We start from the raw sequence: 25,846 nt of genomic DNA on the forward strand, positions 1-25,846 counted from the left end.
TTTTCTTCCTGTCCAAATCAGAAACGAACCAGCGCCGAGCCCCAGGTAAAGCCGCCGCCGAAGGCTTCCAACAGCACCAGTTGACCACGCTGAATTCGCCCGTCGCGCACGGCTTCGTCCAGTGCGGAAGGCACCGAGGCGGCAGAGGTGTTGCCGTGACGATCGAGCGTCACCACCACTTTGTCCATCCCCATGCCCAGTTTTTTCGCCGTTGCGCTGATGATGCGCAGGTTGGCCTGGTGCGGCACCAGCCAATCCAGCTCGCTGCGGTCCATGTTGTTGGCCTGCAGCGTCTCGTCGACGATGCGCGCCAGCTCGGTGACCGCAACCTTGAAGACTTCGTTGCCCGCCATGGTGACATAGGCCGGCTTGTCTTGATTCTGGCGATCCTTATATGGCAGCGTCAGCAGGTTGCCGTAGCTGCCGTCGGCATGCAGATGGGTAGACAGAATGCCCGGCTCTTCAGACGCCCCCAGCACCACCGCCCCTGCGCCATCACCAAACAGGATGATGGTGCCGCGATCTTCAGGATCCAGCGTGCGTGACAACAGATCTGCGCCGATCACCAACGCATGTTTGACCGCGCCGTTTTTCACGTACTGATCGGCCACGCTGAGCGCGTAAGTAAAGCCGGCGCAGGCCGCAGCCAGATCGAACGCCGCGCAGTCTTTGATACCCAGCATGTCTTGCACCAGGCACGCCGCGCTCGGGAACGCGTGCGTATTCGTGGTGGTCGCCACCACGATCAGCCCGATGTCTTCTTTAGCCACACCTGCCATTTCCAGCGCTTTTTCAGCTGCCTGGAAGCTCATCGTCGCAACGGTTTCATCCGCGGCGGCGATGCGACGTTCGCGGATACCGGTACGAGTGACGATCCACTCGTCAGAGGTATCCACCATTTTTTCCAAATCAGCATTGGTGCGCACTTGTACGGGCAAATAACTCCCCGTACCGAGAATCTTTGTATACATGTACGATCAGTCACTCTTAGGTAATACAGCCTCAAGGCGCGCAGCAATCCTTTCCGGGACTTGCCGCTGCACCGCCTGCACAGCCTGTTCGATTGCGACTGCAAACGCGTGAGGGTTCGCAGCGCCGTGGCTCTTGACTACGGTGCTGCGCAATCCTAACAGACATGCGCCATTATACTGGTCGGGGTTCAGGTGGCCGAACCGCTTAACCACCCGTTTTTGCAACCAACGGCCCAACAATTTCAGCCACCACGCTCGCTTGTTTCCGTCGCCGGACGATTTCAGCAGCGATAAGAACACCCTGACCACCCCTTCCATGGTTTTCAGGGTGACGTTGCCCACGAAGCCATCACAAACCAACACGTCAGTCTTGCCGGTGAGCAGTTCGTTTCCTTCCAGGTAACCAATATAGTTGATTGCCGGAGTATTTTTTAGCACAGCGGCCGCTTCGCGGATATTATCCAGGCCTTTGGTCTCTTCTTCGCCAATATTCAGCAGCGCCACCCGCGGTTGCGCAATGCCGATCACCTCTTCCGCCATCACCGCGCCCATCACGGCAAACTGCACCAGCATGGTGCTGTCGCACTCAACGTTGGCGCCCAGATCCAGCACCACGGTTTTGCTGCGTTGCTGGTTCGGGATCGCCGTCATCAGCGCCGGGCGCTCGATGCCTTCCAGCGGCTTGACCAACAGCTTCGCCAATCCCATCAGCGCCCCGGTATTGCCGGCGCTGACGCACCCCTGCGCGTTTCCGCTGCTGAGTTGCTCGAGCGCAATGCGCATCGACGTGCCGCGACTGGCGCGTATCGCTTGTGAAGGTTTGGCGTCGCCGGCGATCACGGACTCGGCGGGCACGACTTGCAGACGCTCCAGAAGAACCGGATCGGCGTGGGCAAGCAAGGGAGAGATGACGTCGGGATTGCCGACCAGCAGGAGATGAAGCTGTAAATTAGAGGCCAGTGCCTGCAACGAAGCAGGCACTGTGACGCAGGGACCGAAGTCCCCGCCCATTGCATCTAACGCCAGGGTTAGACGAGTCAAGGTATCGCTACTTAGCCGATAACCTTGCGACCGCGGTAGAAACCGTCGGCAGTGATGTGGTGACGACGGTGAGTTTCACCGGATACTTTGTCTACAGACAGAGTAGTCGTGGTCAGAGCATCGTGAGAACGACGCATGCCACGCTTGGAACGGGTTGGTTTATTCTGTTGTACGGCCATGGACCTTACTCCTCAATTACTTACGCTTTAAACTGGCTAATACGGCAAACGGATTCGGTTTCTCCGCCTCGGGAGGCAGTTGGCCAAATACCATGTCCGCTTCGGACACTTCACAGTGTTCAGATTCATGTACCGGAACGACAGGCAGTGAAAGAATAATTTCGTCTTCAATCATTGCCAACAGATCGACTTCGCCAAACTCGTCAACTTCGATCGGTTCGTACGCTTCCGGTAATGCCTCAGCCTGCTCATCATTGACGACCGGGCTAAAACAATATGTTGTGTGAACCTGATGTTCGAACGGGACTCCACAGCGTTGGCACATCAACGTTACCGTGACGTCCGCATGCCCTGTTATCACCGCGAGGCGTTGATTGTCGATATTGAACGACAACGACACCTCGACATCACTGTCCACACTGACCACGGAGTCGGCAACACGAGTAACCTGCTCAGGCGCATAGACACCAGCATAGTCCAGGCGTTTCTGAGCGGTACGTACCGCATCAATGGTCAAGGGTAATTTTACCTTTTGCATAGGGCGCGCATATTAACTTTGTAACGACATAGAGTCAAAGAAAAAGGCCGTAAAACGGCTCCTTTCACCAATATTCGCTTCCACAGCGGCCGACAGTTTAAAATGCCGTACCCATTTACGCTACGGTTTGCGAAAAAAATTATGCAGAGATTGCTTTTAGCCTCCACCTCCCCCTATCGAAAAATGCTGCTGGAGAAGCTGCAGCTGCCGTTCGACTGCGCCGCACCGGAGGTGGATGAAACCCCCTTGCCCGGCGAAAGCGCCGAAGCGCTGGTGCTGCGCCTGGCGGCGGCGAAGGCTCAGGCGTTGGCCCTCGCCTATCCCGAGCATCTGATCATCGGCTCCGATCAGGTCTGCGTGATCGATGGCAACATCACCGGCAAGCCCCATACCGAGGAAAACGCCCGCGCGCAGCTGCGGCAGGCCAGCGGCCAGGCCGTGACTTTCTATACCGGCCTGGCGCTGTACAACGGCCGCAGCAAGCAGCTGCAAGCCTTGTGCGAGCCGTTTCACGTGCATTTTCGCGCGCTAAGCGAAGCGGAGATAGCCGCCTATGTGCGTCTGGAGCAACCGCTGAACTGCGCAGGCAGTTTCAAGAGCGAGGGATTGGGGATCGCGCTGTTCGACAGGCTGGAAGGCCGGGATCCGAACGCCCTGATCGGCCTGCCGTTGATCGCGCTGTTGGACATGTTGCGGGCTGAAGGCATCAACCCGCTGGTGTGACGCAGATTACTTGGCCGCCTGCCGGCGCAGCACCTGCAGGCAGTGGCGCAGTTCTTCGTCCATCGGCGCTTCGATGCGCATCGTTTCGCCGGTGGCCGGATGCTCAAAGCGCAGCGCCGCAGCGTGCAGGAACAACCGCTTCAGGCCGGTGCCCGCCAGTTGACGATCGAACTCGCGATCGCCGTAGCGATCGTCAAAGGCGATCGGGTGCCCGGCATGCAGAGTGTGCACGCGGATCTGGTGAGTACGCCCGGTGATCGGGCTGGCCTTCACCAGGGTGGCGAATTCGTAACGCTCTTCTACCTTGAAGCGGGTTTCCGAAGGCTTGCCTTCGCTATTGACACGTACGATACGTTCGCCGCTTTGCAGAATATTTTTCAGCAGCGGCGCCTGTACGGCCTTGCAGTGCGATTGCCACTGGCCGCGCACCAGCGCCAGATAATCCTTCTGCATGCCCTTCAGCCGCAGTTGCTCATGCAGCGAACGCAGCGCGGAACGCTTCTTGGCCACCAACAGCACGCCGGAGGTATCGCGATCCAAACGGTGCACCAGCTCGAGGAAGCGGGCTTCCGGGCGCAGCGCGCGCAGCCCTTCGATCACGCCGAAGCTCAGGCCGCTGCCGCCGTGCACCGCGGTGCCGGAAGGCTTGTTGAGGATCAACAGGTGGTCGTCTTCATACAGAATACAGTCGGCCAGCGCCGCCACCTTATCCAGCTTGGCCGACACCGGCGTCTCTTCGCGCTCGGCCACCCGCACCGGCGGCACGCGCACCACGTCGCCGGCCGCCAATTTGTATTCAACCTTGATGCGCCCTTTATTGACCCGCACCTCGCCTTTGCGCACGATGCGATAAATCATGCTCTTCGGTACGCCTTTCAGGCGAGCGAGCAGAAAGTTGTCGATTCTCTGACCGGCTTCGTCGTCGGAAATCGTGATGAATTGTACTGCTGGATTGTTCGTTTTCATGGTGCGGGATTCTAAATAGAGCGCGTGAATAGCGCCACATCTTTTTCTGTGCTTAACTGTCTCTCTGACGGCGGGCGAAACCCCAGCGGACAATAAGGCAGCAAGCCGATTTGAACGTTTGCGATTTCTTCCGCAGTTAAGGAAAAGTCACCTTGCTATAACGGCATCAGCAGTGGAATAATGCAGTCACTTTCCGCGTTGATTCTCGTTAAACAGGGAAAACGGTGGAATTATAAAATTTGTCTGATCGCGCAAAAACGCAGCAATGGCGTAAGACGTAATGCGAAATCAAACAATTAGCGGGCTGCGGGTTGCAGCTTGGCCGGCAAATGGAATCAGATCTGTCGACGTAAATCAGAGGCTATTCCCCTAGTAAAAGTGCTGTCTTTCACAAAGAAAAGCAGGCTTACCGAGATAATGCGCCCCTATGCAGGCGACAACCGTGAGGTTGACGACTTTGCGAGAAGACACGGGGCTTTCGGTTTAACTCCGGCCATGAGGTTATTTTGCCCGCAGCTTTGTCGATAATGTAAAAATAACGAGTAAGTTAAGATGAAAAGAATGTTGATTAACGCAACTCAGCAGGAAGAGTTGCGTGTTGCCCTCGTAGATGGACAGCGGCTGTATGATTTGGATATCGAAAGTCCGGGTCATGAGCAGAAAAAAGCGAATATTTACAAAGGCAAAATCACCCGCATTGAACCAAGTCTTGAAGCAGCGTTCGTGGATTACGGCGCAGAACGACATGGTTTCCTCCCCCTTAAAGAAATCGCCCGCGAATACTTCCCTAGCAATTACTCTTCCCATGGTCGCCCGAACATCAAAGATGTGCTGCGCGAAGGCCAGGAAGTCATTGTTCAGGTAGACAAAGAAGAACGTGGCAACAAAGGCGCCGCCTTGACCACCTTCATCAGCCTGGCGGGCAGCTATCTGGTGTTGATGCCGAACAACCCGCGCGCCGGCGGTATTTCTCGCCGCATCGAGGGTGACGATCGCACCGAGTTGAAAGAAGCGCTCTCCTCGCTGCAGCTGCCGGACGGCATGGGCCTGATCGTTCGCACCGCGGGCGTAGGCAAATCTGCCGACGCGCTGCAGTGGGATCTTTCCTTCCGTCTGAAGCACTGGGAAGCGATTAAAAAAGCCGCCGAAGGCCGCCCTGCGCCATTCCTGATCCACCAGGAAAGCAACGTTATCGTGCGCGCCTTCCGCGACTACCTGCGCCCGGACATCGGCGAAATCCTGATCGACAACCCGAAAATTCTCGATCTGGCCAAAGAGCACATCGCTGCGCTGGGTCGCCCGGATTTCAGCAGCAAAATCAAACTGTACAGCGGTGAAATTCCTCTGTTCAGCCACTATCAGATCGAATCGCAGATCGAATCCGCCTTCCAGCGCGAAGTGCGCCTGCCGTCCGGCGGCTCGATCGTCATCGACAGCACCGAAGCGCTGACCGCCATCGACATCAACTCCGCACGCGCAACCCGCGGCGGCGACATCGAAGAGACGGCGTTCAACACCAACCTGGAAGCGGCGGACGAGATCGCTCGCCAGCTGCGCCTGCGCGACCTCGGCGGCCTGATCGTCATCGACTTCATCGACATGACGCCGGTACGCCACCAGCGCGAAGTGGAAAACCGCCTGCGTGACGCCGTGCGCCAAGACCGCGCGCGCATCCAAATCGGCCGCATCTCCCGCTTCGGCCTGCTGGAAATGTCGCGTCAGCGCCTCAGCCCGTCGCTGGGCGAGTCCAGCCACCACGTGTGCCCACGCTGTAACGGCACCGGCACCATTCGCGACAACGAATCGCTGGCGCTGTCCATTCTGCGCCTGATCGAAGAAGAAGCGCTGAAGGAAAACACCAAAGAAGTTCACGCTATCGTGCCGGTTCAGGTCGCTTCGTACCTGCTGAACGAAAAGCGCGAATCCGTCAGCGCGATCGAAAAACGCCAGGGCGGCGTGAAAGCCGTCATCGTGCCGAACGATCAGATGCAAACCCCGCACTACTCGGTGCTGCGCGTGCGCAAGGGCGAGGAAACCTCTACCCTCAGCTACCTGCTGCCGAAGCTGCACGAAGAAGACATGGAGCGCCCGCTGGAAGATGCGCCGATGGAACGCAAGCGTCCGGAGCAACCGGCCCTGGCTTCCTTCTCGCTGTCCGCCGATGCGCCGCCGCCGGCTGAAGAGCCCGTCGCCGTGGCCAAACCTGTCGCTGCCGCCGCCAAGGCGAAAGCCGCAGCGCCTGCCGCCGCCAAGCCGGGCTTCCTGGGTCGCCTGTTCGGTGGTCTGAAGAGCCTGTTCGCCGGTGAAGAACAACCTGCCGTCGAAGAAGCCAAACCGGCCGAAACGCCGAAAGCGGAAGGCAACGGTGAAAACCGTCGTCAGGATCGTCGCGGTCAGCGCCGTCAAGGCACCGGCCGTAAAGAGCGCGGTGAGCGTAGCGACCGTGGCGATCGTCCGGAACGCGGCGAGCGTAAAGAGCGCGGTGAAGGCCGTGACAATCGCGAGCGCGACAACCGTGAACCACGTGAGAACCGTGAAGGCCGTGAATCGCGTGAGTCCCGCGATGAGCAGCGTCGTAACCGCCGCAACCAGCAGCAGAACGCGCCGGTAGCGGAGGATACCGCTTCGGAAGAAAACGCTAAAGCGCCGCGCGAAGATCAGCAGCAACGCCGTGAGCAGCGCGCTGAACGCCAGCGTCGCCGTCAGGAAGAGAAACGTCAGGCTCAGCAGGAAGTGAAAGCGCTGGAAAGCGTTGAAGCGGTCGAGAGCACCGACGAAGAGCAGGAAGAACGTCAGCAGCAGAACATGCAGCGCCGTCAGCGCCGCACGCTGACGCAGAAAGTGCGTATCCTGTCTGCCGAAGAAGAGCTGCAGCGCGCAGCGGAAGAGCTGTTGGCGCCGAAAGCGCCGGTATCGAAAGCCGAAGACGCGCAGCCGACCGCCGACAACAGTGTCAAGCTGCTGCCGGAAACCGTTGCCGCACAGCCGGAAGACGATGCCCAGGGCGAAAGCCGCGGCGAAGGCATGCCGCGCCGTTCCCGCCGTTCACCGCGCCACCTGCGCGTCAGCGGCCAGCGCCGCCGTCGTTACCGCGATGAGCGTTACCCGCTGCAATCTCCAATGCCGCTGGCGGGCGCGTTCGCTTCGCCGGAAATGGCATCGGGCAAAGTCTGGGTAAGCTACCCGGTCGCTCAGGTTGAAGAAGCCGAAGTGCAGACCGAAGCCGTAGAGCAGGCACCGGTTGTCGCCGCAGCGGTTGAACAACACAACGTTGCCGTGGAAGAAACCCAGGCCGCGGCCAGCGTCAACGAACCGGCACCAGAAGCCGCCGTTGAAACTGCCGCCGTCACCGTCACGGAAGAAGCTGCAGCCGTAGCGCCTGCCGTTGCTATCCCGGCCGAGGAAACCCCGGCGCCGGCGGAAGCCGCGGTTGAAGAGCCGAAAGTGGAAGAGACTGCCCCGGCAGTGGAAGCCGAGCCGGTAGTTGAAACCGTTGCTGCAGAGCCTGTGGTTGAAGCTAAGTCGGTCGAGGACGAGCCTGTGGTCGAAACTGCGCCGGTAGAAGCCACGCCAGCGAAAGAAACGCCAGTGGTAGAAGCTGCACCTACGGCGGCGGCCGTGGAAGCCGCTCCGGTGGAAACAGCCCCTGTGCCAGTGGTTGCTCAGCAGCCGGCGCCGGTGAAAGCCGTGCAGAACGTGCTGTACAAACACATCGCCACTGCACCGATGACCAAAGCGCCGGCACCAGCCTATGTGCCGGAAGAACGCAAGCACAGCGACTGGCAGCGCCCTTCCTTCAACTTCGAAGGCAAAGGCTCCGCAGGCGGCCATTCGGCGGTGAGCCAGGCAACCGCGCCGGCCACCAAACCGCAGCCGGTTAACGAATAAGTTAATCTGCACCCCTAAAAAAACCCGCCATCGGCGGGTTTTTTCTTGCCTGTAAAATACTCAGGCGATCTTCTTCAGTTTTTTGATGTCCAGAACATCCAACTTGCCGTCAAGCCGGCTGACGAACTGCTGAAAATGCGCCGTCTCATTATGCTTATCCAGCGCTTCGCTGCTGGCCCAACGCTCAAAGAACACGAAAACACCCGGCTTTTCCAGATCGCGATGCAAGTCATATTGCAGGTTGCCCAACTCCTGGCGGCTCGGCTCGATAATGTCGTGCACCGCTTCGCTGACGGCGGCTTCAAATCCCGCTTTCGCTTGCAGGGTGGCGATAACGCGTACTTCCATTGCTTTCTCCCTTTCCACTTGATGAAGGTCGACGGTATTGGCGTCGGCATCGTTGAAATCCCGGTTACTATGCGCCCGCCGCGCTATTGATTTCAACTTGTCGGCAACAAACAGATGCATCTGCGGCACTTTCCGCTTATCCTTACACCCCGGCGTGAATAAACCCATTATTCGCTTTTCATTAGACGTATTTGACCGCCGGAGCCTAGCTAGATGACCGCACAACCTCAAGTTCTGAAAATCCGCCGCCCAGACGACTGGCATATCCACCTGCGTGACGATGAAATGCTGAAAACGGTGGTGCCCTATACCAGTCAGGTATTTGGCCGGGCGATCGTGATGCCGAACCTGGTTCCGCCCGTAACGACCGTGGCCGCCGCGCGCGCCTACCGCGATCGCATTCTGGCGGCGGTCCCGCAGGGGCACAACTTCACTCCGCTGATGACCTGCTACCTGACCAACTCCCTGGCGGCCAGTGAACTGGTCAACGGCTTCGAACAAGGGGTGTTTACTGCCGCCAAGCTGTATCCGGCCAACGCCACCACCAACTCCAGCCACGGCGTCAGCGACGTGACCGGTATTTACCCGCTGTTCGAACAGATGCAAAAAATCGGCATGCCTTTGCTGATCCACGGCGAAGTGACCGATCCCGCCGTCGATATCTTCGACCGCGAAGCGCGCTTTATCGAACAGGTGATGGAACCGATTCGCCAGCATTTCCCTGAGCTGAAGATCGTCTTCGAGCACATCACCACCAAGGAAGCGGCGCAATATGTGCAGGCAGGCAATCGTTTCCTCGGCGCCACCATCACGCCGCAGCACCTGATGTTCAACCGTAACCACATGCTGGTCGGTGGCATTCGCCCTCACCTGTTCTGCTTGCCGATCCTCAAGCGCAATGTCCACCAGGAGGCGCTGCGTCAGGCGGTGGCCAGCGGCTCGGATCGCTTCTTCCTTGGCACCGACTCCGCGCCGCACCTCAAGCACCGTAAAGAGTCCAGCTGTGGCTGCGCCGGTTGCTTCAACGCGCCGAATGCCATCCCGGCTTACGCCGCCGTGTTCGAACAACTCGGCGCGTTGGAACACTTTGAAGCCTTCTGTTCGCTCAACGGCCCGCGCTTCTATGGCCTGCCGCTCAACGAAGACTTCATCGAACTGCAGCGCGTGCCAACCACCCAGCCGGAAGAGATCGCCCTCGGCAATGAATCCGTGATCCCCTTCCTGGCGGGTGAAACCCTGAACTGGTCGCTGAAAGACTGATATTTTTGCTTCGCCCTCTTGCCCCCGCACTCGGTTAACTGTATAAATAAACAGTAAATCGCTTCGGGGGCAATTATGCGTGTTGAAGTCACTATAGATAAAACCCGGCCGCTGCCGGCGGGCGCCATTGAGGCGCTGACCGGTGAACTGGGCAAGCGGGTCAACCGCCAGTTTCCAGACGCCGTCGTGCACGTACGTTATGCCGGTGCCAACGGGCTCTCCGTGCTGGGGGGCGCCAAAACCGACCGGGATCTGATCGAGGAAATCCTTCAGGAAACCTGGGAAAGCGCAGACGAATGGTTTAGCGCAGAATAACACTGCAATGCTGTTTTTGCCGGGGGTCGCTCTCCGGCTTTTTTGTTTCTGGCGCCCTGCCCATTCATCGCTTACCCTTACTCTGGAACAAAATCCGCCTCAGCGCTGTATTTAACGCAAAGGAGTTAGCATGGCCCCGGACAAGGTGAAATCCGAAGACGCAATGACGTTTGGCGAACTGCTGGCGCTGATAGCCGATCAGAAAAGGCGCTTGAACGTACTGGAAGTGGCTTTTTCTTATCTGGCCTTCAGCCTGGATGACAAAGCCAACCAACGGCTGATCCACAGCCTGAAACTGGAATCGCACAGCCAGAATCGCGATGCCGAAACGCAAAAGCATTTCGCCCATTTGGCCGAAGAGCTGGAAAAATGTCTGCATGGCGCATCGCCGCCTGCCGACGCGGAATAACGCGCTGCGCTCTGCTCATCCACTACTGCACATACAAATTTGTAGAATAATTGTTCAAATAAATATTTATTTTGCAAATTTCGGTGACAACCCTCTCCACCGTTGAAAGCGGATGCGTATACTGTAATTGCTCTCATGATGATGAGCCGCATTGATCCTCGTTAGTCACTCACGGTAGTTACTACTCAATAAGGGGTCTTTATGGACAGAAATGATGAAGTAATTCAGACGCACCCGCTTGTCGGTTGGGATATCAGTACTGTCGACGTTTACGACGCCATGATGATACGCCTTCATTACCTGTCTTCACTAGACCAAACGCCCGAAGAAGCCCAAGTAGACCGAACGCTTTGGCTGACTACAGATGTCGCCCGTCAATTAATCAATATTTTAGAGGCCGGCATCGCCAAGATTGAAGCTACGGATTACCAGGATCTTGATCGCAGAAAACATTGATTCATCGTCCCCTAACCCTAAGGCGCCGTGACCGTTCCCGGCGCCTTTTTCTTTGCCTTTCACCGTTCAATCAGTGCATTGCGCTCGCCAACCTTTTATCATGGGGCGATAAGCAATTGCTATCAGAGAGGGTGGGCACGTGGAATATGATTTGATCGTGGTGGGCAGCGGTTCAGTCGGCGCGGCGGCAGGGTATTACGCTACCCGGGCCGGCTTGAAAGCGCTGATGATCGACAGCGCCATTCCTCCACACCGCAACGGCAGCCATCACGGCGATACCCGCATCATTCGTCACGCTTACGGCGAAGGTGAAAAGTACGTGCCGCTGGTGCTGCGTGCGCAGGCGCTGTGGAATGCGCTGATTCAGCAATCCGGTGAAGAACTGTTCCAGTCGTGCGGCGTACTCAACCTGGGGCCGCAGCACTCCGAATTCATTCGCAATGCTCAGCAGAGCGCGCAAAAGTTTCGCCTGAATGCGCAAACCCTCAGCGCCGAACAGATCGCTCAACGCTGGCCGGAATTCCGCGCGCCGGAAGGTTACGTCGGCGTCTTCGAGCCAGACGCCGGCTTCCTGCGCTCCGAACTGGCGGTTGCCAGCCTGATCAAACTGGCGAAAGAGGCCGGCTGCAGCCAGCTGTTCAACTGCCCGGTCAGCGCGGTGAACCCGATTGATGGCGGCGTTGAGATCGTCACCGGCGAAGGGCGTTTCACGGCGCGAAAAGCGGTGGTCACCGCAGGCACCTGGGTGAAAGCGCTGTTGCCGCAGCTGCCTATCGCGCCATTGCGCAAGGTATTCTCCTGGCATCAGGCGGACGGCCGCTACAGCGTGAACAATCGCTTCCCGGCCTTTACCGTCGAAGCGCAGGACGGCACGCACTATTACGGCTTCCCGGCGGATAACGATGGCCTGAAAGTGGGCAAACACGACGGCGGCCAGCCGATGGATGCCCCCGAACAGCGCAAACCCTTCGGCAGCTTCGCCAGCGACGGCACGGAAGTTTTCTCCTTCCTGCGGCAATTTTTGCCGGGTGTAGGCGTATGTTTACACGGCGAAGCCTGCAGTTATGATATGAGCCCCGACGAAGATTTTATTATCGATACCCTGCCGGATTGCGATCGCCTTATGGTCATCAGCGGATTGAGCGGCCACGGCTTCAAGTTCGCCTGCGCACTGGGCGAGATCGCCGCGCTGTTCGCGCAGGACAAAGCGCCGCCGGTTGACCTTTCCAGCTTTGGTCTGAAGCGATTCAGCTAAGCGAAGGATTTCGCTGTCCACGTTCCCGTCGCGCCCTGGACAGCGAAATCTGCCGGTTACAATTTATTAACCTGCTAACTCTTTTAAATACCAAGTAAAAATTCTGATAACGGAAATTTCTTGCATTCAGCATTTGAATTTCCGAATTGAACACTTGCAGTGTAAGTCCTATTTTACAGAAGATATGCTCCATCGGCTTTCAACAGGGACGTCACCATGAAACTACTTGTCGTGGACGAATGCTGCTTCACCCGGGTCGGTATAGCCAGCTACTTTGCTGATAGCGGGATTACGACGATCAAGTGCTGCCACAGCATTGAATACGCTACGCCGCTGTTGGCCAGCTTTCAGCCGAGCCACATTCTGGTGAACCTCAGCAACCAATGCCGCTATAACGAAGCGGACGCACAGCTGCAGGCATTTATGGAAGCCAGCCAGTCCGCCTTGCTGTTTATCTATCTCGATACACCTTATCCTTACAGCGAAGCGCCAATGCGCATTGCCGATAATGCCTTTCTGTTCAATAAAAGCATTCTGCCGCTCACCTTACGCACGCTGCGCGAAAATCCGCTGGCGCTGGCCGATGACGGCGAAGAGCGTTCCTTGTTCAGCCCACAGGAACTGACGGTAATGAAATATTGGATGGCGGAAATGCCCAACTACCGTATCGCGAAAAAGCTGCAGATCAGCTCGCATACGGTGTACGTGCACAAGCGTCACATCACGGAGAAGATCAACGCGCGCAACCGGCTGGAGTTCTACTCGCTGTATAACGTGCTGCGCTATTTCTACCCACCGAGCACGCCAACCAATTCGACGCCGCTGGCGCTGCTGGCGGTATAACATCAAGCCTGCGATAACGCAGGCTTTTTTATCGCCGCTCTTCCAGCACTCACGCGCGGCGCGCTGTAAAAGACGCCGAGAAAAGGACTATAATCAAGGGTCCTTCTCTTCAGGCGGCTGAAATGTTAAACCGAATACTGGCGGCTATCGTCAACAATGTGCGTGAGCACCTGGTGCTTTACCTTTGTCTGTGGCTGGTGCTGCTGGCGTTGGATGTCTATTTCTTCTTCGTCATGTAAGCCATGCCGCCGTTATTTCCCCGATTGAGCTTCAGCCGCTTCGGCGATCCCACCCAGGTGCTGGAATTGCAGCAGATGAGCAGACCGCTGCTGCGCCCCGGGCAGCGGTTATTGCAGATGCGCTATGCCCCGATCAACCCTTCCGATCTGATCCCGATCCACGGCCAATACGCGCACCGCATCGCCCTGCCGCAGGTACCGGGATATGAAGGCGTAGGCATCATCGTCAATCCGCAGAATGGGCATTCAACAGGCCGACGCGCGCTGGCGGTAGCGGGTAACGGCAGTTGGCAAACCTTCGTCACGCTGCCTGAGGATCGGGTGATCTGGGTGCCGGACGACATCGACGACGCTGGCGCAGCGCAAATCTATATCAACCCGCTCACCTGCTGGGTGCTGTTGACGCAATGGCTGCCGCTCAACGCCGGCGACGTACTGCTGCTCAACGGCGGCGGCTCCGCTGTCAGCCTGCTGCTGGCGCAGCTGACGGCGCTGCGCGGCATTCGTCTGGCGGTCGTGGTGCGCAACGCCGCTCATCGCCAGGCTTTACTGGCCGCCGGCGCCTGGCGCGTTATCGAAGCGCCGCAGCTGGTGGAAATGACGAATTTTGGCGCCCGTGCGGCCATCGACTGCATCGGTGGAGAAGACGGATTGCAATTGGCGCGGGCGGTGCGCTCCGGCGGCGATTTTGTGGCGCTGGGCCTGCTGAGCGGCCGCCAGGTAGACTGGCGGCGCGTGGTGGACGAGTTAAAGCTGCGCGCTTCGCTGTTCCACCTGCGCAAATGGAACGCACAGGCGGCGCCGGCGCAATGGCAGATGGCGTTTTATCAGTTGTTCCAGCTGCTGCGGCGCGGCCAGCTGGCGCTGCGCCCACCCGCCGCGATTTATCCTTTGCATCAGTACGCAGCGGCGCTGCAGCATGCCGCACAACCCGGCGTGAGCGGAAAAATCTTCCTCACTCCGGCAGCATCGGAGACGATTGCGATGGATGAACCATTATTCAATGGGGCTTCCAATAAATAAAATCTAATGGAGGAAAAGACGACTTTTCCGGTAATACTAACTTATTAGTGGTAAGATGCCCTTTTATTAACACATCGGACATTCTGTATTTATCTGAATTGTCTTAATGCCATCTTTACCAAACCGAATATAACCAAGGCATAGAGAGCCACAGTGAATATCAGTGTGCTGAATGTTAGTGGATCTGCGTCCATTTCATAGAAACCTGTTTGATACCTGCCAAAGAGTTGTTGAGAGGTATCGATGATGAGTGATGTTAAGCCATACAGTGGCATCCCATGGCGAGAGAAACAGAAAGCAGTAATGAAACATGCAATATACAGTATTATATTCTTAACGAGCGATGCATTTTTCAAACTTGCTCTCCCCTTGCACATCAACAAAACCATAGGTCATCAACGTACTGCGTGCCCCAGGAACTCTAATAAGCTTCATTCCAAGGATGAAGCGACGGACCTTGTAAAACTCCAGACGACTCACAAACGTAATGCACCCTTCACTATAACCGCGGCCATCGGGTCTGAGCGGATGCAATCTAAAACTACCACGTGCGATCTTATTTACAAACATGCTGTCACTCATTGTTTGAGCACTGAACAGAGCTAACCAGTCGCTATGATCGTTTCCTGTGTACTGGTCAAGTACCCACGAACGGACTTGATTGGCTAGACTACCTCTCGGTCTGTCAACCACCCAATAACGACCAACAGGTATTGCACTGTTCTCAATGTAGGTACAGTTGGGATCATTTGTGTACGGCTGCCTACCAGAAAAAACGGGGAAAGTACCTAGCCCATAGACGTGGAGCTTCGCTTCTCCTCCGTTTTTTGAAAGATCGTTGTAACTCATCCTCATTATCAACATGCACATATCCTTATGCTTGGTACATTTATGTACTCTACCGCTTTTCTTGGTATGTACAACAGTTATCACTGTTCTCGTAAAAGTATTTCACTAGCTATATCATCCGTAATTCCTGTCATTAATCACTACCGCATTATATATATTGAAAATTATATGGATAAAGATAAATTTTACGAACCCTTGGATGCCACTAACTTGCCGAAGTGATATTCCTGTTGTTACCCATATAGTCTTTAGGAGTAAAATAGAAAATCTTTCTGAACTTTGGGTGCTCACAAAATGAAGTGGTTGATTGAATGGCTGGGTAACTCATTCGCTTACCTAATCCCTATCGTACTCATTATGGTCGGCGGGGTCATTTTTGTTTCAGTGTTCCCAAACTTTGGTTTTTATCTCACCCTCATCTGGGCCATTGTCGTTTGTGTCGCCTATGTAAAGTGGTTTAAGTGGTTGTAGTTTTTTTGCTGAATAGCCAATGTTCTCAGTATGCACTAACAGTAGAAGCGTCAAGCCACCATTGGGTGGCCTATTCAAAACGCCTTAACAACACGCGCCCCAACGTGGCAATAAAACTCGCCTCACTCCGGCGCCGCCGGAGGCTGGCGCGGCGGGCGGCCGTCCCCCAGGATAACCGCCAGCCGATAGCCGCCCTCGGTGGTCTCCAGCGCGATGCGCGCCACGATCGTCAGCGGCACCGACAGCAACATGCCCACCGGGCCGAGCAGCCAGCCCCAGAAGATCAGCGACAGGAACACCACCAGCGTCGACAGCCCCAGCCCGCGCCCCATCACCCGCGGTTCGAGGATATTGCCGATCACCATGTTGACAGCGATAAAGCCGCCCGCCACCACCAGCGCATCCCCCAATCCGTTGAACAGCAGCGCCTGAATCAGCGGCGGAATGGCGGCCAACACCGAGCCGATATTGGGAATATAGTTGAGCAGAAACGCCAGCAGCCCCCAGATAAAGGCAAAACGCACGCCGACCGCCGCCAGGAAGATCCAGACGATCACCCCGGTGGCCAGGCTGATGATGGTTTTAATCACCAGATAGCGCGTCACGCCGTCCAGCGCCCGCCGCATCGCGGCGAGCCCCTCGTTCGGCTTATCCAGCGCCTGCTGCAGCTTGTAAGGCAGCAGCTGCACTTCGAACAGCATAAACACCACGGTCATCAGCAGCAGGAAGACGTTAGTCATGGCGCCAGACAGGTGCCCCAGCATGCGGGTGACCAGATTCATCGCCGCGCTGGGATCGACATACTGCAGCATCGCTTCGCTGGAGAGGCTGATATTGAAGCGATCGGCGTAATGCTGCAGCTCGCGCAGCTTCTCGATCATCATGCCGCGGTACTGCGGCAGCGAGCGGGCGAACTCATTGAGCGAAGCGCCCAACATGCCGATAAACAGCATCACGACCACGATCACCGCCGTCAGCAGCAGCGTCACCCCGACGATACGCGGCACCCGCTTGCGTTCCAGCATCGCCACCAGCGGGTTCAACACCATAGCGAGAAATACCGCCAGCAAAAACGGCACCACGATGTCGGCGGCGGCTTTCACCCCGGCCAGAATGATCACCAACATCGCCAGCAGGACGGCCAGACGCAGGCTGCTGTCGGTCACGCGGGTTCGGCCCATGACGTTTCCTTGTTATTTCACTGGGTTAACCGGCCTCATGGGGCCGTCTCTTGGCGCTAATGGTAGCAAAATCCGCCGCTGCACCGCAGGGGATTTAGCGAAACCGTTCGACAACGTTAATCTTTCCGCCCTGCTCTGCGCCGCAAAAAATAGGCATAACCTTTGCCAACAAATAATATCACCGGGCAACTCACGCGAGGTTTACGTAAAATGACAAAAGCTGACATTAATAGATAATAAGCCTAATTTTCAACAACTAGCACAATCACCGGGCGAGAGAAACAATATCATCTTCAACGATTTATCTGAAGGTTCACGAACATCTCAAACAAATTCACTGACTAATATTTCTAAGAAGTAACATAGTTAAATTTATTATTGATTTTATGTTTCCTAAAGTTTAATTATTGCAGCCAGCCAATCGGTAATCGAAGGAAACAGGATGCTCTGGAAAAATACCGCCGATCGTTTCGGCCATGTGTCAGTGTTGATCCACTGGCTGGTGGCGTTGACGGTGTACGGCATGTTCGCGCTCGGCCTGTGGATGGTCACGCTGGGCTATTACGACGTCTGGTATCACCAGGCGCCGGAGATCCACAAAAGCATCGGCACGCTGCTGTTCATCGTGATGGTGATCCGCGTGATTTGGCGCTTTGTCTCACCGCCGCCCAAACCTCTGGCCAGCTATGGCCGCCTCACTCGCGTCAGCGCCATCCTCGCGCATCTGGCGCTGTACGCCGTGCTGTTCGGCATTCTGATCAGCGGCTATCTGATCTCCACCGCCGACGGCCAACCGATCAGCGTATTCGGCTGGTTCGACGTGCCCGCCACCGTGACCGGCATGGCGGAACAAGCCGACACCGCCGGCGACATACACCTTTACCTGGCCTGGGCCGTGGTAGTGCTCTCGGTACTGCACGGGCTGGCCGCGCTTAAACATCACTTTATCGATCGTGATGTCACTTTGAAACGGATGCTGGGTAGCAGCGCCGATTAACCTTTGGATTTATGGAGATTGCTATGTTGAAAAAGACCGTATTGGGCCTGACCGCAGGCGCCCTGCTGCTGAGCGCCGGTTCCGCACTGGCGGCGGACTACAAGATCGACAAACAGGGCCAGCACGCCTTTATCGAGTTCCGCATCCAGCATCTGGGCTACAGCTGGCTGTACGGCAGCTTTAAAGACTTCGACGGCGGCTTCACCTTCGACGAAAAAGATCCTTCGAAGGACAAGGTCAACGTGACCATCAATACCGCCAGCGTCGACACCAACCATGCCGAGCGCGACAAGCACCTGCGCAGCGCCGAATTCCTCAACGTGGAGAAGAACAAGCAGGCCAAGTTTGAATCCACCGAAGTGAAGAAAAACGGCGACGGTTATGCGGTGGTCGGCAACCTGACGCTGAACGGCGTCACCAAACCGGTTACGCTGGACGCCAAACTGATTGGCCAGGGCAACGATCCGTGGGGCGGCTACCGCGCCGGCTTTGAAGCCAACGGCAAGATCAAGCTGAAAGATTTCGGCATCACCACCGATCTGGGCCCGGCGTCGCAAGACGTTGAGCTGATCATCTCCGTAGAAGGCGTGCGCGAGAAATAAAAAAAAGCCCGGCTTGGCGGCCGGGCTTCTCATTTCCTCAGGCTCAGCGGGCTGGGCCTTCTTCTTCCGGTGCCGGAATGTGCATCGTGGTCTGCAGCAAGCCTTTCGACTTATTGAAGATCTTGACGCCATTTTCACGGCCGGCACGGCGCGCGCGCTGCTCTTCGCGCGGCAGCTTCAGCTCTTCGCGGCAAATCTCGCTGCAGCATCCTTCAAACTTGGCGGCGCAGCTCGGGCACTGAATGAACAGCAGATGGCAGCCGTCGTTCTTGCAGTTGGTATGAGTGTCGCACGGCGCTCCGCACTGGTGGCAGTTGGCGATCACATCGTCGGAGATGCGCTCGCCCATGCGCTCATCGAACACGAAGTTTTTGCCGATAAACTTCAGCGGCAACCCCTGTTCTTTCGCTTTGCGGGTGTATTCGATGATCCCGCCTTCCACGTGGTAGATGTTTTTAAAACCGTTGTGCAGCATATAGGCGCTGGCTTTTTCACAGCGAATGCCGCCGGTGCAGTACATGACGATATTCTTGTCTTTGCTGTCCTGCAGCATCTCCACCGCCATCGGCAACTGATCGCGGAAGGTATCCGACGGCACCTCGATGGCGTTTTCGAAGTGGCCGACTTCGTACTCATAGTGGTTGCGCATATCGACAAATACCGTATTCGGATCGTCGATCATCTGATTGACGCGCTCGGCCTGTAGATACTCGCCGACGTTGCTCGGATCGAAACTTTCGTCATCGATGCCGTCGGCCACGATACGCTCACGCACCTTGAGGCGCAGCACCCAGAAGGATTTGCCGTCGTCTTCGAGCGCGATATTCAGGCGTACCTGATCCAGCGCCGGGTGCGAGGCGAACAGCGCGGCTTTGAACGCGTCGAAGTTATGCTGCGGCACGCTGATCTGCGCGTTGATGCCCTCTTTCGCCACGTAGATGCGGCCAAACACCTTCAGCTTTTCAAACTGAACGTACAGGCTGTCGCGAAACGCCCTGGGATCGTCGATGGAGAAGTATTTGTAAAAAGAAACTGTGGTGCGCGGCTCGGTTTCCGCCAGCATGCGCGCCTTCAGTTCCTCATTAGAAATTCGGTTATGTAACACTGGCATGGTGTACTTTCCTGTCTTTCGGGAGATGACTGATTACCGCGCGCAGCCAGCAGGCCCACGCGCGGCGCACATCATACCCGAAAAACCGCCGCCGCGCAGCCCTGGCGCAGCGCCCCGTTCAGCGCCCGCCGCCTTCGGTAAACGCGGAGGCCACCATACCGAGCGCCATCATTACGCCGGCAAGCGCCAATATCGCGTTCATCTGCAGATGTGCGCCGACGCTGCCGACCGCCGCACCCAACACCAGCAGCCCCGCACTGATCCATGATGCCAACATATTTACCCTCTAAACAATTACCGACAATAATATCGCCATTATCTTTGGCAGGAAAGATTGTGGAAAAATTCGGCGTTCGATGCATATTTAACGCCCCAAAAGGGATTTTAATGCGTTGTGTTTTCCCGGATCGCCAGAAAAATGCCACAATAGTCGCAAACAAACGGCAGAAACGAACCTTGCCGCCGAGTTCACCCGGCTGCCAGACCGTGCGATGACGCTGTCATTACACTTAAACAACCGTATTCAAACAGAGAACCCATGACTCAAGTTCCTACTTTCAATCGCTCCTTATTGCACCCGCGCTACTGGCTGACCTGGGTCGGCATCGGCTTGCTGTATCTGCTGGTGTTGCTGCCTTACCCCGTCATCTACTGGCTCGGCACCTCGATTGGGCGATTTTCCATGCGCTTTCTCAAGCGGCGCGTCGCTATCGCCCAACGCAACCTCGAGCTCTGTTTTCCCGACATGCCGCAGGCCGAACGCGATGCGCTGGTGGTAAAGAATTTCGAATCGGTCGGCATGGGGCTGTTTGAAACCGGCATGGCGTGGTTCTGGCCCAACTGGCGCATCGAGCGCTGGTTCAAGGTCAGCGGCCTGGAGCATATCCAAAAAGCGCGCGACAACCAGCAGGGCGTGCTGCTGATTGGCCTGCACTTTTTGACGCTGGAGCTGGGCGCGCGCATCTTCGGCATTCACAACCCGGGCATCGGCGTTTACCGCCCGCACGACAACAAGCTGATGGACTGGCTGCAAACCTGGGGACGCATGCGTTCCAACAAGTCGATGCTGGATCGCAAGGACGTCAAAGGCATGATCCGTGCCCTGAAACAGGGCGATATCATCTGGTATGCGCCGGATCACGACTACGGCCCGCGCAGCAGCGTTTTCGTGCCGCTGTTCGCCGTGGACAAAGCCGCCACCACCACCGGCAGCTATGTGCTGGTGCGAATGGGTAAACCGGCGATCATTCCGTTCACCCCGCGTCGCCTGCCGGACGGCAAAGGGTATGAGTTGATCATGCAGCCGGCGGTGGAAAACTTCCCGCTGGATAATGAACTCGACGCCGCCGCCTTCATGAATAAAGTGGTGGAAAAAGAGATCCTGATGGCGCCGGACCAATACATGTGGCTGCATCGCCGCTTCAAGACCCGTCCGGAAGGCGAGCCTTCGCTTTACTGATAAAACCAACCCGCCGCCGGCGGGTTTTTTATTGCGTGCCTCTTGAGAATCGCCGGCGAGGGTGGGATGGTAATGCCTTTGCCGACACCCTAGGAGCCGCTATGTACATTGTCAGCCTGACCTACCATCGCCCGATCGCCGACGTCGACAGCCACCTTGACGGGCACATCGCCTGGCTTAAGACATATTTTCAGGACGGCACCTTCGTCGCTTCCGGCCGCAAGAATCCCCGCACCGGCGGCGTGATCCTGGCCAAGGGCATTGAGCGTGCGCAGCTGGACGCCATCCTGGCCGAAGATCCGTTCAACGCCGTGGCCCACTACGAGGTCATCGACTTTAGCGCGACCACCACCGCCGCCGGTTTCGAGGCGCTGGCCGGCTTATAAAACGCTGTAAATTCCGCGCGCTAAGCGCGGAATAAGGTTTAAACGCCATTTTTAAAACTTTATTTCATTTTTCACCCTATTTCCGTCCTCTGGTTTGCCGTTGCCACGCAGGCGGCGCATACTTATCAGGCTAACTTTCACGTTTTGCCCCTTCATCATGCCGCCGGCAAAGCGCGTCACCCTTCGACAGTGGACATTTATGGCTTCGGCAGCAGAACCCGTTAACTGGAAACGCAACCTTTTCGTCGCCTGGGTCGGGTGTTTTCTCACCGGCGCCGCCTTCAGCCTGGTGATGCCGTTTCTTCCGCTGTACGTAGAGACGCTGGGCGTAACCGGCCATCAGGCGCTCAACATGTGGTCCGGCCTGCTGTTCAGCATCACCTTCCTGTTTTCCGCTATCGCCGCGCCGTTTTGGGGCGCCCTGGCCGACCGACGCGGCCGTAAACTGATGCTGCTGCGCTCCGCCCTGGGCATGGCGATCGTCATGGTGCTGATGGGCATGGCGCAAACGGTCTGGCAATTTCTCGCGCTGCGCGCGGTGTTGGGGCTGCTCGGCGGGTTCATCCCCAACGCCAACGCGCTGATCGCCACCCAGGTGCCGCGCAACCGCAGCGGCTGGGCGCTCGGCACCCTGTCTACCGGCGGCGTCGGCGGCGCGCTGGTCGGCCCGCTGATCGGTGGCCTGTTGGCCGATCTGTACGGGCTGCGCCCGGTGTTTTATATCACCGCCGCGGTGCTGTTCGTCTGCTTCGTGCTGACGCTGCTGTATGTCAAAGAGCAATTCACCCCGGTGCAAAAGCGCGACATGTTGCACGCAAAACAGGTGTTCGCCTCGCTGAAGAACCCGAAGCTGGTGCTCAGCCTGTTCGTGACCACCATGATCATCCAGATCGCCACCGGCTCGATCGCGCCGATCCTGACGCTGTATGTGCGCGATCTGGCCGGCGCCACCCATAACCTGGCGTTTATCAGCGGGCTGATTGCCTCGGTGCCCGGCGTCGCGGCCTTGATGAGCGCCCCACGGTTGGGCAAGCTGGGCGATCGCATCGGCCCGGAGCGCATTCTGGTGTTTATGCTGATCGTCTCGGTGCTGCTGCTGATCCCGATGGCGTTCGTGCAAACGCCGTGGCAGCTTGGGGTGCTGCGTTTTCTGCTGGGGGCGGCCGACGGCGCGCTGCTGCCGGCGGTACAGACGCTGTTGATTTACAACTGCACCAATCAGGTAGCCGGCCGAATCTTCAGCTACAACCAGTCGTTCCGCGACGTCGGCAACGTCAGCGGTCCGCTGCTCGGCGCTGCGGTCTCCGCCGGCTACGGTTTTCGCGCGGTCTTCGCCGTCACCGCTTTAGTGGTGCTGTTCAACGCCGGTTATTCCTGGTGGTGCCTGCGGCGGCGGCCGGGCTATTTGCGGGAAGACACGCTGCAGGAAGAACAATAGCTGCATTTATCGCCAGCTTCCTCCGTTTGCCGGATCAACGGCGCATTTCCCCCACTTTTAATAATGCCTCCTTCGGGCCGGCGAATTTTCGTCCCACCCAGAACTTTTTTATCTCAACGTTTTGTTTATCAACAAAAAAAATAACTTTCAGCACATAAAACCCGCTGTCAATCATATTCCTGTCACAACCAACATAAAAACCAGAAAAGGAGATGCTTGTCGACTTTTCGTCTAAAAAATGGGATACAGGTACTAGACAAAACCAACGACCAGTTATCAAATGGTTAAATAATATCACGCCAGATGTGAAGCATCGGCCAAGTGAAGAAAAGGTCAGCACGCTTTCCACGGTTTATCAGCGTTGCAGCCACGGTGTTTGTCGGGTAATCCGCATTGGGCGGATCGCCTTTATTAAATACACATACATACCACAGTACGGGCTGCAGCCTTGCAGCGCCTTTTATTGGGAAATCGTTATGCAATCCTCTGTCAATAAGTCAGAAAGCCGGACCTTCTTCGGCCATCCCTATCCGCTGGGTTCTCTGTTCTTCACCGAAATGTGGGAGCGTTTCTCGTTCTACGGCATCCGTCCGCTGCTGATCCTGTTTATGGCCGCCACCGTGTACGACGGCGGTCTGGGTCTCGCGCGCGAGAACGCCTCGGCGATCGTCGGCATCTTCGCCGGCAGCATGTACCTGGCGGCACTGCCGGGCGGCTGGCTGGCGGACAACTGGCTCGGCCAACGCAAGGCCGTCTGGTACGGTTCGATCCTGATCGCGCTCGGCCACCTGTCGATCGCCCTGTCCGCGGTGATGGGCACCAACCTGTTCTTCATCGGCCTGATGTTCATCGTGCTCGGTTCCGGCCTGTTCAAGACCTGTATCTCGGTGATGGTCGGCACGCTGTACAAGAAAGGCGATGCGCGCCGCGATGGCGGTTTCTCGCTGTTCTACATGGGCATCAACATCGGCTCGTTCATCGCTCCGCTGATCTCCGGTTGGCTGATCAAGTCACACGGTTGGCACTGGGGCTTCGGCATCGGCGGTATCGGGATGCTGGTGGCGCTGGTGATCTTCCGGGTGTTCGCCGTCCCGGCGATGAAACGCTATGACCGCGAAGTGGGCCTGGACTCCACCTGGAACAGCCCGGTAGCGAAGAAAAAAGGCGTCGGCGCCTGGTTGCTGGCGCTGGCGGTCATCCTGGTGGCCGTCATCGTGCTGATCGCTCAGGGCACCATCGTCATCAATCCGGTCGAAGTGGCCAGCGTGCTGGTGTACGTGATCGCTGCGTCGGTCACCCTGTACTTCATCTATCTGTTCGCCTTTGCCGGCCTGAGCCGCAAAGAGCGCGCACGCCTGCTGGTGTGCTTCATCCTGCTGATCTCCGCTGCGTTCTTCTGGTCGGCGTTTGAGCAAAAACCGACCTCGTTCAACCTGTTCGCCAACGATTACACCAATCGCATGATTGGCGGCTTCGAGATCCCGGCGGTGTGGTTCCAGTCGATCAACGCCCTGTTCATCATCCTGCTGGCGCCGGTGTTCAGCTGGGCCTGGCCTGCGCTGGCACGCAATAACGTGCGTCCGAGCAGCATCACCAAGTTCGTGATCGGCATCCTGTGCGCCGCCGGCGGTTTCGGCCTGATGATGTTGGCCGCGCAGAATGTGCTGAGCAACGGCGGCGCCGGCGTATCGCCGATGTGGCTGGTGGGCAGTATCCTGATGCTGACGCTGGGTGAGCTGTGCCTGAGCCCGATCGGGCTGGCCACCATGACGCTGCTGGCGCCGGAGAGAATGCGCGGTCAGATGATGGGGCTGTGGTTCTGCGCCAGTGCGCTGGGCAACCTGGCGGCCGGTCTGATCGGCGGTCACGTCAAGGCCGACCAACTGGATATGCTGCCGGATCTGTTCGCCCGCTGCTCAGTCGCGTTGCTGATCTGCGCCGCCGTGCTTATCGTGCTGATCGTGCCGATTCGCCGCATGCTGGAAAATACCCAGTCCAAGAGCGCACAAAAGCCGGCGACCAGCGCCTGACGGATAAACCGTTTTATCTCGCAAACCGGCGCTCGATGCGCCGGTTTTTTTATGCCTGCCAGGCCTGGTGTTGCAATACCACCCGGTAGCCATCAGGATCTTCAAAGGTTTGCCCCGCCCGATCCCAATAGGGGTTATAGGCGGCGACCGCCAAGAACCCCGCCGCCCGCATCCGCTCACACGCGGCTCGCCATTCGTTCTCATCCGGCAGATAAAACACCAGCAGGTGATCCTGCGTCGGCGCTTGTCCAACCTGCACCCCACGATGCTGCGTAAACTCCAGATGGTAAGCATGCTGCGGATGCCCGATCATAATGCCGTCAAAGCCCAGATGATCGACAAACTCGCCCAGCCTTTCGAACCCCAGCCCACGGCAATACAGCGCGGCAATCTCTTGCAACCGATCTGTCGGGCGCGCGATGCGCAACACCGCTTTGGCTATCGACATGCACGCCTCCGCCTCATGATAATTTCATACAGCGCCATACCCGCCAGCATCGCCAACAGGAACGGCCATACCCGACTTATCTCCGCCCCGGCCAACACCCAGGCGGGGCCAGGGCAAATCCCCGCGATGCCCCAGCCGATGCCGAACAGCGCGCTGCCCGCCAGTAAACGGCGATCCACACGCCCGGCGGCCGGGATCTGCAACGTTTCCCCCAACAGGCTCCGTTCGCGTCGCCGCGCCCACAGGAAGGCCGGCGCCGCCACCGCGATCGCCCCAGCCATCACCAGCGCCAACGAGGGATCCCACTGGCCGGTAACGTCGAGAAACGCCAACACCTTGGCCGGATTGGCCATGCCGGCAATAATTAACCCCAGACCGAAAATGACGCCGCTCAGCAGCGCCAACAGCGTTTTAAGCATT

29 protein-coding genes are annotated in these 25,846 nt (G+C 57.4%); 16 read left to right on the plus strand and 13 right to left on the minus strand.

Features of this window, described 5'->3' with window-relative positions:
* Positions 1-17: 17 nt before the first annotated feature.
* From ACMGF7_RS22840 to yceD, 4 genes are read right to left on the minus strand one after another with little or no spacing between them, the layout of a single operon-like run.
* Positions 18-971 carry a beta-ketoacyl-ACP synthase III gene (locus ACMGF7_RS22840; RefSeq protein ID WP_004928723.1) on the minus strand — a complete coding sequence of 318 codons (954 nt, stop codon included), beginning with the start codon at positions 969-971 and terminating at the stop codon, positions 18-20.
* A 6-nt stretch (positions 972-977) separates the two neighbouring features.
* Complete coding sequence (gene plsX, locus ACMGF7_RS22845; protein ID WP_004928717.1) at positions 978-2,012, minus strand: phosphate acyltransferase PlsX; 1,035 nt, start codon at positions 2,010-2,012, stop codon at positions 978-980.
* An 11-nt stretch (positions 2,013-2,023) separates the two neighbouring features.
* Complete coding sequence (rpmF, locus tag ACMGF7_RS22850) at positions 2,024-2,191, minus strand: 50S ribosomal protein L32 (RefSeq protein ID WP_004927778.1); 168 nt, start codon at positions 2,189-2,191, stop codon at positions 2,024-2,026.
* A gap of 16 nt (positions 2,192-2,207) precedes the next feature.
* Entirely contained in the window at positions 2,208-2,729 is a 522-nt protein-coding gene (yceD, locus tag ACMGF7_RS22855; RefSeq protein ID WP_004927780.1) for a 23S rRNA accumulation protein YceD, read from the minus strand.
* A gap of 141 nt (positions 2,730-2,870) precedes the next feature.
* Between yceD and ACMGF7_RS22860 the strand changes: the two genes are divergently transcribed.
* Positions 2,871-3,452 (plus strand): Maf family protein, encoded by a 582-nt coding sequence (locus ACMGF7_RS22860; RefSeq protein ID WP_004927784.1) that lies wholly within the window; start codon positions 2,871-2,873, stop codon positions 3,450-3,452.
* A 6-nt stretch (positions 3,453-3,458) separates the two neighbouring features.
* Here ACMGF7_RS22860 and rluC read toward each other — a convergent pair whose 3' ends face one another.
* A complete protein-coding gene (gene rluC / locus ACMGF7_RS22865) occupies positions 3,459-4,418 on the minus strand; it encodes a 23S rRNA pseudouridine(955/2504/2580) synthase RluC (RefSeq protein ID WP_015377448.1) in 960 nt (319 codons plus the stop codon).
* Positions 4,419-4,970: 552 nt separating this feature from the next.
* On the opposite strand from rluC, the gene rne reads away from it, so the two are divergent.
* Positions 4,971-8,306 carry a ribonuclease E gene (rne, locus tag ACMGF7_RS22870; protein WP_420286722.1) on the plus strand — a complete coding sequence of 1,112 codons (3,336 nt, stop codon included), beginning with the start codon at positions 4,971-4,973 and terminating at the stop codon, positions 8,304-8,306.
* A gap of 60 nt (positions 8,307-8,366) precedes the next feature.
* Here the strand turns inward: rne and ACMGF7_RS22875 are convergent, their stop codons facing one another.
* A complete protein-coding gene (locus ACMGF7_RS22875; protein WP_015377446.1) occupies positions 8,367-8,654 on the minus strand; it encodes a putative quinol monooxygenase in 288 nt (95 codons plus the stop codon).
* A gap of 213 nt (positions 8,655-8,867) precedes the next feature.
* On the opposite strand from ACMGF7_RS22875, the gene pyrC reads away from it, so the two are divergent.
* From pyrC to ACMGF7_RS22915, 8 genes are all read left to right on the plus strand, one after another.
* The gene (pyrC, locus tag ACMGF7_RS22880; protein WP_004927803.1) at positions 8,868-9,914 is read left to right on the plus strand and encodes a dihydroorotase; all 1,047 of its coding nucleotides are present in this window, start codon (positions 8,868-8,870) and stop codon (positions 9,912-9,914) included.
* Positions 9,915-9,989: 75 nt separating this feature from the next.
* On the plus strand, positions 9,990-10,229 hold the full coding sequence (gene dinI / locus ACMGF7_RS22885) for a DNA damage-inducible protein I (RefSeq protein WP_015377444.1): 240 nt from the start codon (positions 9,990-9,992) through the stop codon (positions 10,227-10,229).
* A gap of 130 nt (positions 10,230-10,359) precedes the next feature.
* Positions 10,360-10,638 (plus strand): hypothetical protein, encoded by a 279-nt coding sequence (locus ACMGF7_RS22890; RefSeq protein WP_004927809.1) that lies wholly within the window; start codon positions 10,360-10,362, stop codon positions 10,636-10,638.
* Between the two features lie 201 nt (positions 10,639-10,839).
* Complete coding sequence (bssS, locus tag ACMGF7_RS22895) at positions 10,840-11,094, plus strand: biofilm formation regulator BssS (RefSeq protein ID WP_004927812.1); 255 nt, start codon at positions 10,840-10,842, stop codon at positions 11,092-11,094.
* 139 nt (positions 11,095-11,233) lie between these two features.
* Complete coding sequence (gene solA, locus ACMGF7_RS22900) at positions 11,234-12,349, plus strand: N-methyl-L-tryptophan oxidase (protein WP_420286723.1); 1,116 nt, start codon at positions 11,234-11,236, stop codon at positions 12,347-12,349.
* Positions 12,350-12,565: 216 nt separating this feature from the next.
* Positions 12,566-13,192 (plus strand): LuxR C-terminal-related transcriptional regulator, encoded by a 627-nt coding sequence (locus tag ACMGF7_RS22905; protein ID WP_015377442.1) that lies wholly within the window; start codon positions 12,566-12,568, stop codon positions 13,190-13,192.
* 122 nt (positions 13,193-13,314) lie between these two features.
* Complete coding sequence (locus tag ACMGF7_RS22910) at positions 13,315-13,431, plus strand: DUF2770 family protein (RefSeq protein WP_004927822.1); 117 nt, start codon at positions 13,315-13,317, stop codon at positions 13,429-13,431.
* A 3-nt stretch (positions 13,432-13,434) separates the two neighbouring features.
* Complete coding sequence (locus tag ACMGF7_RS22915; RefSeq protein WP_015377441.1) at positions 13,435-14,454, plus strand: zinc-dependent alcohol dehydrogenase family protein; 1,020 nt, start codon at positions 13,435-13,437, stop codon at positions 14,452-14,454.
* Between the two features lie 333 nt (positions 14,455-14,787).
* On the opposite strand, the gene ACMGF7_RS22920 is transcribed toward ACMGF7_RS22915, so the two are convergent.
* Positions 14,788-15,303 (minus strand): DUF2778 domain-containing protein, encoded by a 516-nt coding sequence (locus ACMGF7_RS22920; protein ID WP_239504290.1) that lies wholly within the window; start codon positions 15,301-15,303, stop codon positions 14,788-14,790.
* 593 nt (positions 15,304-15,896) lie between these two features.
* On the minus strand, positions 15,897-16,955 hold the full coding sequence (locus ACMGF7_RS22925) for an AI-2E family transporter (RefSeq protein WP_021504908.1): 1,059 nt from the start codon (positions 16,953-16,955) through the stop codon (positions 15,897-15,899).
* 442 nt (positions 16,956-17,397) lie between these two features.
* Between ACMGF7_RS22925 and ACMGF7_RS22930 the strand changes: the two genes are divergently transcribed.
* Both ACMGF7_RS22930 and ACMGF7_RS22935 read left to right on the plus strand, forming a co-directional pair.
* Positions 17,398-17,952, plus strand: coding sequence for a cytochrome b (locus ACMGF7_RS22930; protein WP_049241758.1), 555 nt, complete (start codon positions 17,398-17,400; stop codon positions 17,950-17,952).
* 23 nt (positions 17,953-17,975) lie between these two features.
* Complete coding sequence (locus ACMGF7_RS22935; protein WP_015377429.1) at positions 17,976-18,554, plus strand: YceI family protein; 579 nt, start codon at positions 17,976-17,978, stop codon at positions 18,552-18,554.
* A 43-nt stretch (positions 18,555-18,597) separates the two neighbouring features.
* Here the strand turns inward: ACMGF7_RS22935 and ACMGF7_RS22940 are convergent, their stop codons facing one another.
* Both ACMGF7_RS22940 and ACMGF7_RS22945 read right to left on the minus strand, forming a co-directional pair.
* Positions 18,598-19,665 (minus strand): rhodanese-related sulfurtransferase, encoded by a 1,068-nt coding sequence (locus ACMGF7_RS22940; protein WP_031300131.1) that lies wholly within the window; start codon positions 19,663-19,665, stop codon positions 18,598-18,600.
* 118 nt (positions 19,666-19,783) lie between these two features.
* A complete protein-coding gene (locus ACMGF7_RS22945) occupies positions 19,784-19,942 on the minus strand; it encodes a hypothetical protein (RefSeq protein WP_015377427.1) in 159 nt (52 codons plus the stop codon).
* 261 nt (positions 19,943-20,203) lie between these two features.
* Here ACMGF7_RS22945 and ACMGF7_RS22950 point away from each other — a divergent pair, with 261 nt between their 5' ends.
* The 3 genes from ACMGF7_RS22950 to mdtG all read left to right on the plus strand — a co-directional run bounded on the left by ACMGF7_RS22950 (position 20,204) and on the right by mdtG (position 22,948).
* Positions 20,204-21,124, plus strand: coding sequence for a Kdo(2)-lipid IV(A) acyltransferase (locus ACMGF7_RS22950; RefSeq protein ID WP_015377426.1), 921 nt, complete (start codon positions 20,204-20,206; stop codon positions 21,122-21,124).
* Positions 21,125-21,225: 101 nt separating this feature from the next.
* Positions 21,226-21,510, plus strand: a complete 285-nt coding sequence (locus ACMGF7_RS22955) for a YciI family protein (protein WP_049241761.1) — start codon at positions 21,226-21,228, stop codon at positions 21,508-21,510.
* Positions 21,511-21,709: 199 nt separating this feature from the next.
* The gene (gene mdtG / locus ACMGF7_RS22960) at positions 21,710-22,948 is read left to right on the plus strand and encodes a multidrug efflux MFS transporter MdtG (protein WP_004927846.1); all 1,239 of its coding nucleotides are present in this window, start codon (positions 21,710-21,712) and stop codon (positions 22,946-22,948) included.
* Between the two features lie 34 nt (positions 22,949-22,982).
* Here mdtG and ACMGF7_RS22965 read toward each other — a convergent pair whose 3' ends face one another.
* The gene (locus ACMGF7_RS22965) at positions 22,983-23,297 is read right to left on the minus strand and encodes a hypothetical protein (RefSeq protein ID WP_274864238.1); all 315 of its coding nucleotides are present in this window, start codon (positions 23,295-23,297) and stop codon (positions 22,983-22,985) included.
* Positions 23,298-23,424: 127 nt separating this feature from the next.
* On the opposite strand from ACMGF7_RS22965, the gene ACMGF7_RS22970 reads away from it, so the two are divergent.
* Positions 23,425-24,978 (plus strand): peptide MFS transporter, encoded by a 1,554-nt coding sequence (locus tag ACMGF7_RS22970; protein ID WP_033633366.1) that lies wholly within the window; start codon positions 23,425-23,427, stop codon positions 24,976-24,978.
* A gap of 49 nt (positions 24,979-25,027) precedes the next feature.
* Here the strand turns inward: ACMGF7_RS22970 and ACMGF7_RS22975 are convergent, their stop codons facing one another.
* A complete protein-coding gene (locus ACMGF7_RS22975) occupies positions 25,028-25,426 on the minus strand; it encodes a VOC family protein (protein ID WP_015377424.1) in 399 nt (132 codons plus the stop codon).
* A complete protein-coding gene (locus tag ACMGF7_RS22980; RefSeq protein WP_164095229.1) occupies positions 25,417-25,845 on the minus strand; it encodes a YeeE/YedE family protein in 429 nt (142 codons plus the stop codon). The genes ACMGF7_RS22975 and ACMGF7_RS22980 overlap by 10 nt, the downstream gene beginning before the upstream one ends.
* Position 25,846 lies beyond the last annotated feature (1 nt).

Source organism: Serratia sp. BNK-17 (assembly GCF_048684935.1).
In the GTDB taxonomy this organism is placed as follows: Bacteria; Pseudomonadota; Gammaproteobacteria; order Enterobacterales; family Enterobacteriaceae; genus Serratia; species Serratia nematodiphila.

What these genes read in the sequence shown, in the direction of transcription:
- ACMGF7_RS22875 (WP_015377446.1), bottom strand. Translation starts at nt 8,654, where the DNA reads ATGGAAGTACGCGTTATCGCCACCCTGCAAGCGAAAGCGGGATTTGAA.
- mdtG (WP_004927846.1), top strand. Translation starts at nt 21,710, where the DNA reads ATGGCTTCGGCAGCAGAACCCGTTAACTGGAAACGCAACCTTTTCGTC.
- dinI (WP_015377444.1), top strand. Translation starts at nt 9,990, where the DNA reads ATGCGTGTTGAAGTCACTATAGATAAAACCCGGCCGCTGCCGGCGGGC.
- pyrC (WP_004927803.1), top strand. Translation starts at nt 8,868, where the DNA reads ATGACCGCACAACCTCAAGTTCTGAAAATCCGCCGCCCAGACGACTGG.
- ACMGF7_RS22940 (WP_031300131.1), bottom strand. Translation starts at nt 19,665, where the DNA reads ATGCCAGTGTTACATAACCGAATTTCTAATGAGGAACTGAAGGCGCGC.
- ACMGF7_RS22905 (WP_015377442.1), top strand. Translation starts at nt 12,566, where the DNA reads ATGAAACTACTTGTCGTGGACGAATGCTGCTTCACCCGGGTCGGTATA.
- ACMGF7_RS22975 (WP_015377424.1), bottom strand. Translation starts at nt 25,426, where the DNA reads ATGTCGATAGCCAAAGCGGTGTTGCGCATCGCGCGCCCGACAGATCGG.
- ACMGF7_RS22920 (WP_239504290.1), bottom strand. Translation starts at nt 15,303, where the DNA reads ATGAGTTACAACGATCTTTCAAAAAACGGAGGAGAAGCGAAGCTCCAC.
- bssS (WP_004927812.1), top strand. Translation starts at nt 10,840, where the DNA reads ATGGACAGAAATGATGAAGTAATTCAGACGCACCCGCTTGTCGGTTGG.
- ACMGF7_RS22980 (WP_164095229.1), bottom strand. Translation starts at nt 25,845, where the DNA reads ATGCTTAAAACGCTGTTGGCGCTGCTGAGCGGCGTCATTTTCGGTCTG.
- rpmF (WP_004927778.1), bottom strand. Translation starts at nt 2,191, where the DNA reads ATGGCCGTACAACAGAATAAACCAACCCGTTCCAAGCGTGGCATGCGT.
- ACMGF7_RS22955 (WP_049241761.1), top strand. Translation starts at nt 21,226, where the DNA reads ATGTACATTGTCAGCCTGACCTACCATCGCCCGATCGCCGACGTCGAC.
- ACMGF7_RS22910 (WP_004927822.1), top strand. Translation starts at nt 13,315, where the DNA reads ATGTTAAACCGAATACTGGCGGCTATCGTCAACAATGTGCGTGAGCAC.
- ACMGF7_RS22970 (WP_033633366.1), top strand. Translation starts at nt 23,425, where the DNA reads ATGCAATCCTCTGTCAATAAGTCAGAAAGCCGGACCTTCTTCGGCCAT.
- ACMGF7_RS22860 (WP_004927784.1), top strand. Translation starts at nt 2,871, where the DNA reads ATGCAGAGATTGCTTTTAGCCTCCACCTCCCCCTATCGAAAAATGCTG.
- ACMGF7_RS22890 (WP_004927809.1), top strand. Translation starts at nt 10,360, where the DNA reads ATGGCCCCGGACAAGGTGAAATCCGAAGACGCAATGACGTTTGGCGAA.
- ACMGF7_RS22915 (WP_015377441.1), top strand. Translation starts at nt 13,435, where the DNA reads ATGCCGCCGTTATTTCCCCGATTGAGCTTCAGCCGCTTCGGCGATCCC.
- ACMGF7_RS22950 (WP_015377426.1), top strand. Translation starts at nt 20,204, where the DNA reads ATGACTCAAGTTCCTACTTTCAATCGCTCCTTATTGCACCCGCGCTAC.
- ACMGF7_RS22925 (WP_021504908.1), bottom strand. Translation starts at nt 16,955, where the DNA reads ATGGGCCGAACCCGCGTGACCGACAGCAGCCTGCGTCTGGCCGTCCTG.
- ACMGF7_RS22935 (WP_015377429.1), top strand. Translation starts at nt 17,976, where the DNA reads ATGTTGAAAAAGACCGTATTGGGCCTGACCGCAGGCGCCCTGCTGCTG.
- ACMGF7_RS22945 (WP_015377427.1), bottom strand. Translation starts at nt 19,942, where the DNA reads ATGTTGGCATCATGGATCAGTGCGGGGCTGCTGGTGTTGGGTGCGGCG.
- yceD (WP_004927780.1), bottom strand. Translation starts at nt 2,729, where the DNA reads ATGCAAAAGGTAAAATTACCCTTGACCATTGATGCGGTACGTACCGCT.
- rluC (WP_015377448.1), bottom strand. Translation starts at nt 4,418, where the DNA reads ATGAAAACGAACAATCCAGCAGTACAATTCATCACGATTTCCGACGAC.
- ACMGF7_RS22840 (WP_004928723.1), bottom strand. Translation starts at nt 971, where the DNA reads ATGTATACAAAGATTCTCGGTACGGGGAGTTATTTGCCCGTACAAGTG.
- ACMGF7_RS22930 (WP_049241758.1), top strand. Translation starts at nt 17,398, where the DNA reads ATGCTCTGGAAAAATACCGCCGATCGTTTCGGCCATGTGTCAGTGTTG.
- rne (WP_420286722.1), top strand. Translation starts at nt 4,971, where the DNA reads ATGAAAAGAATGTTGATTAACGCAACTCAGCAGGAAGAGTTGCGTGTT.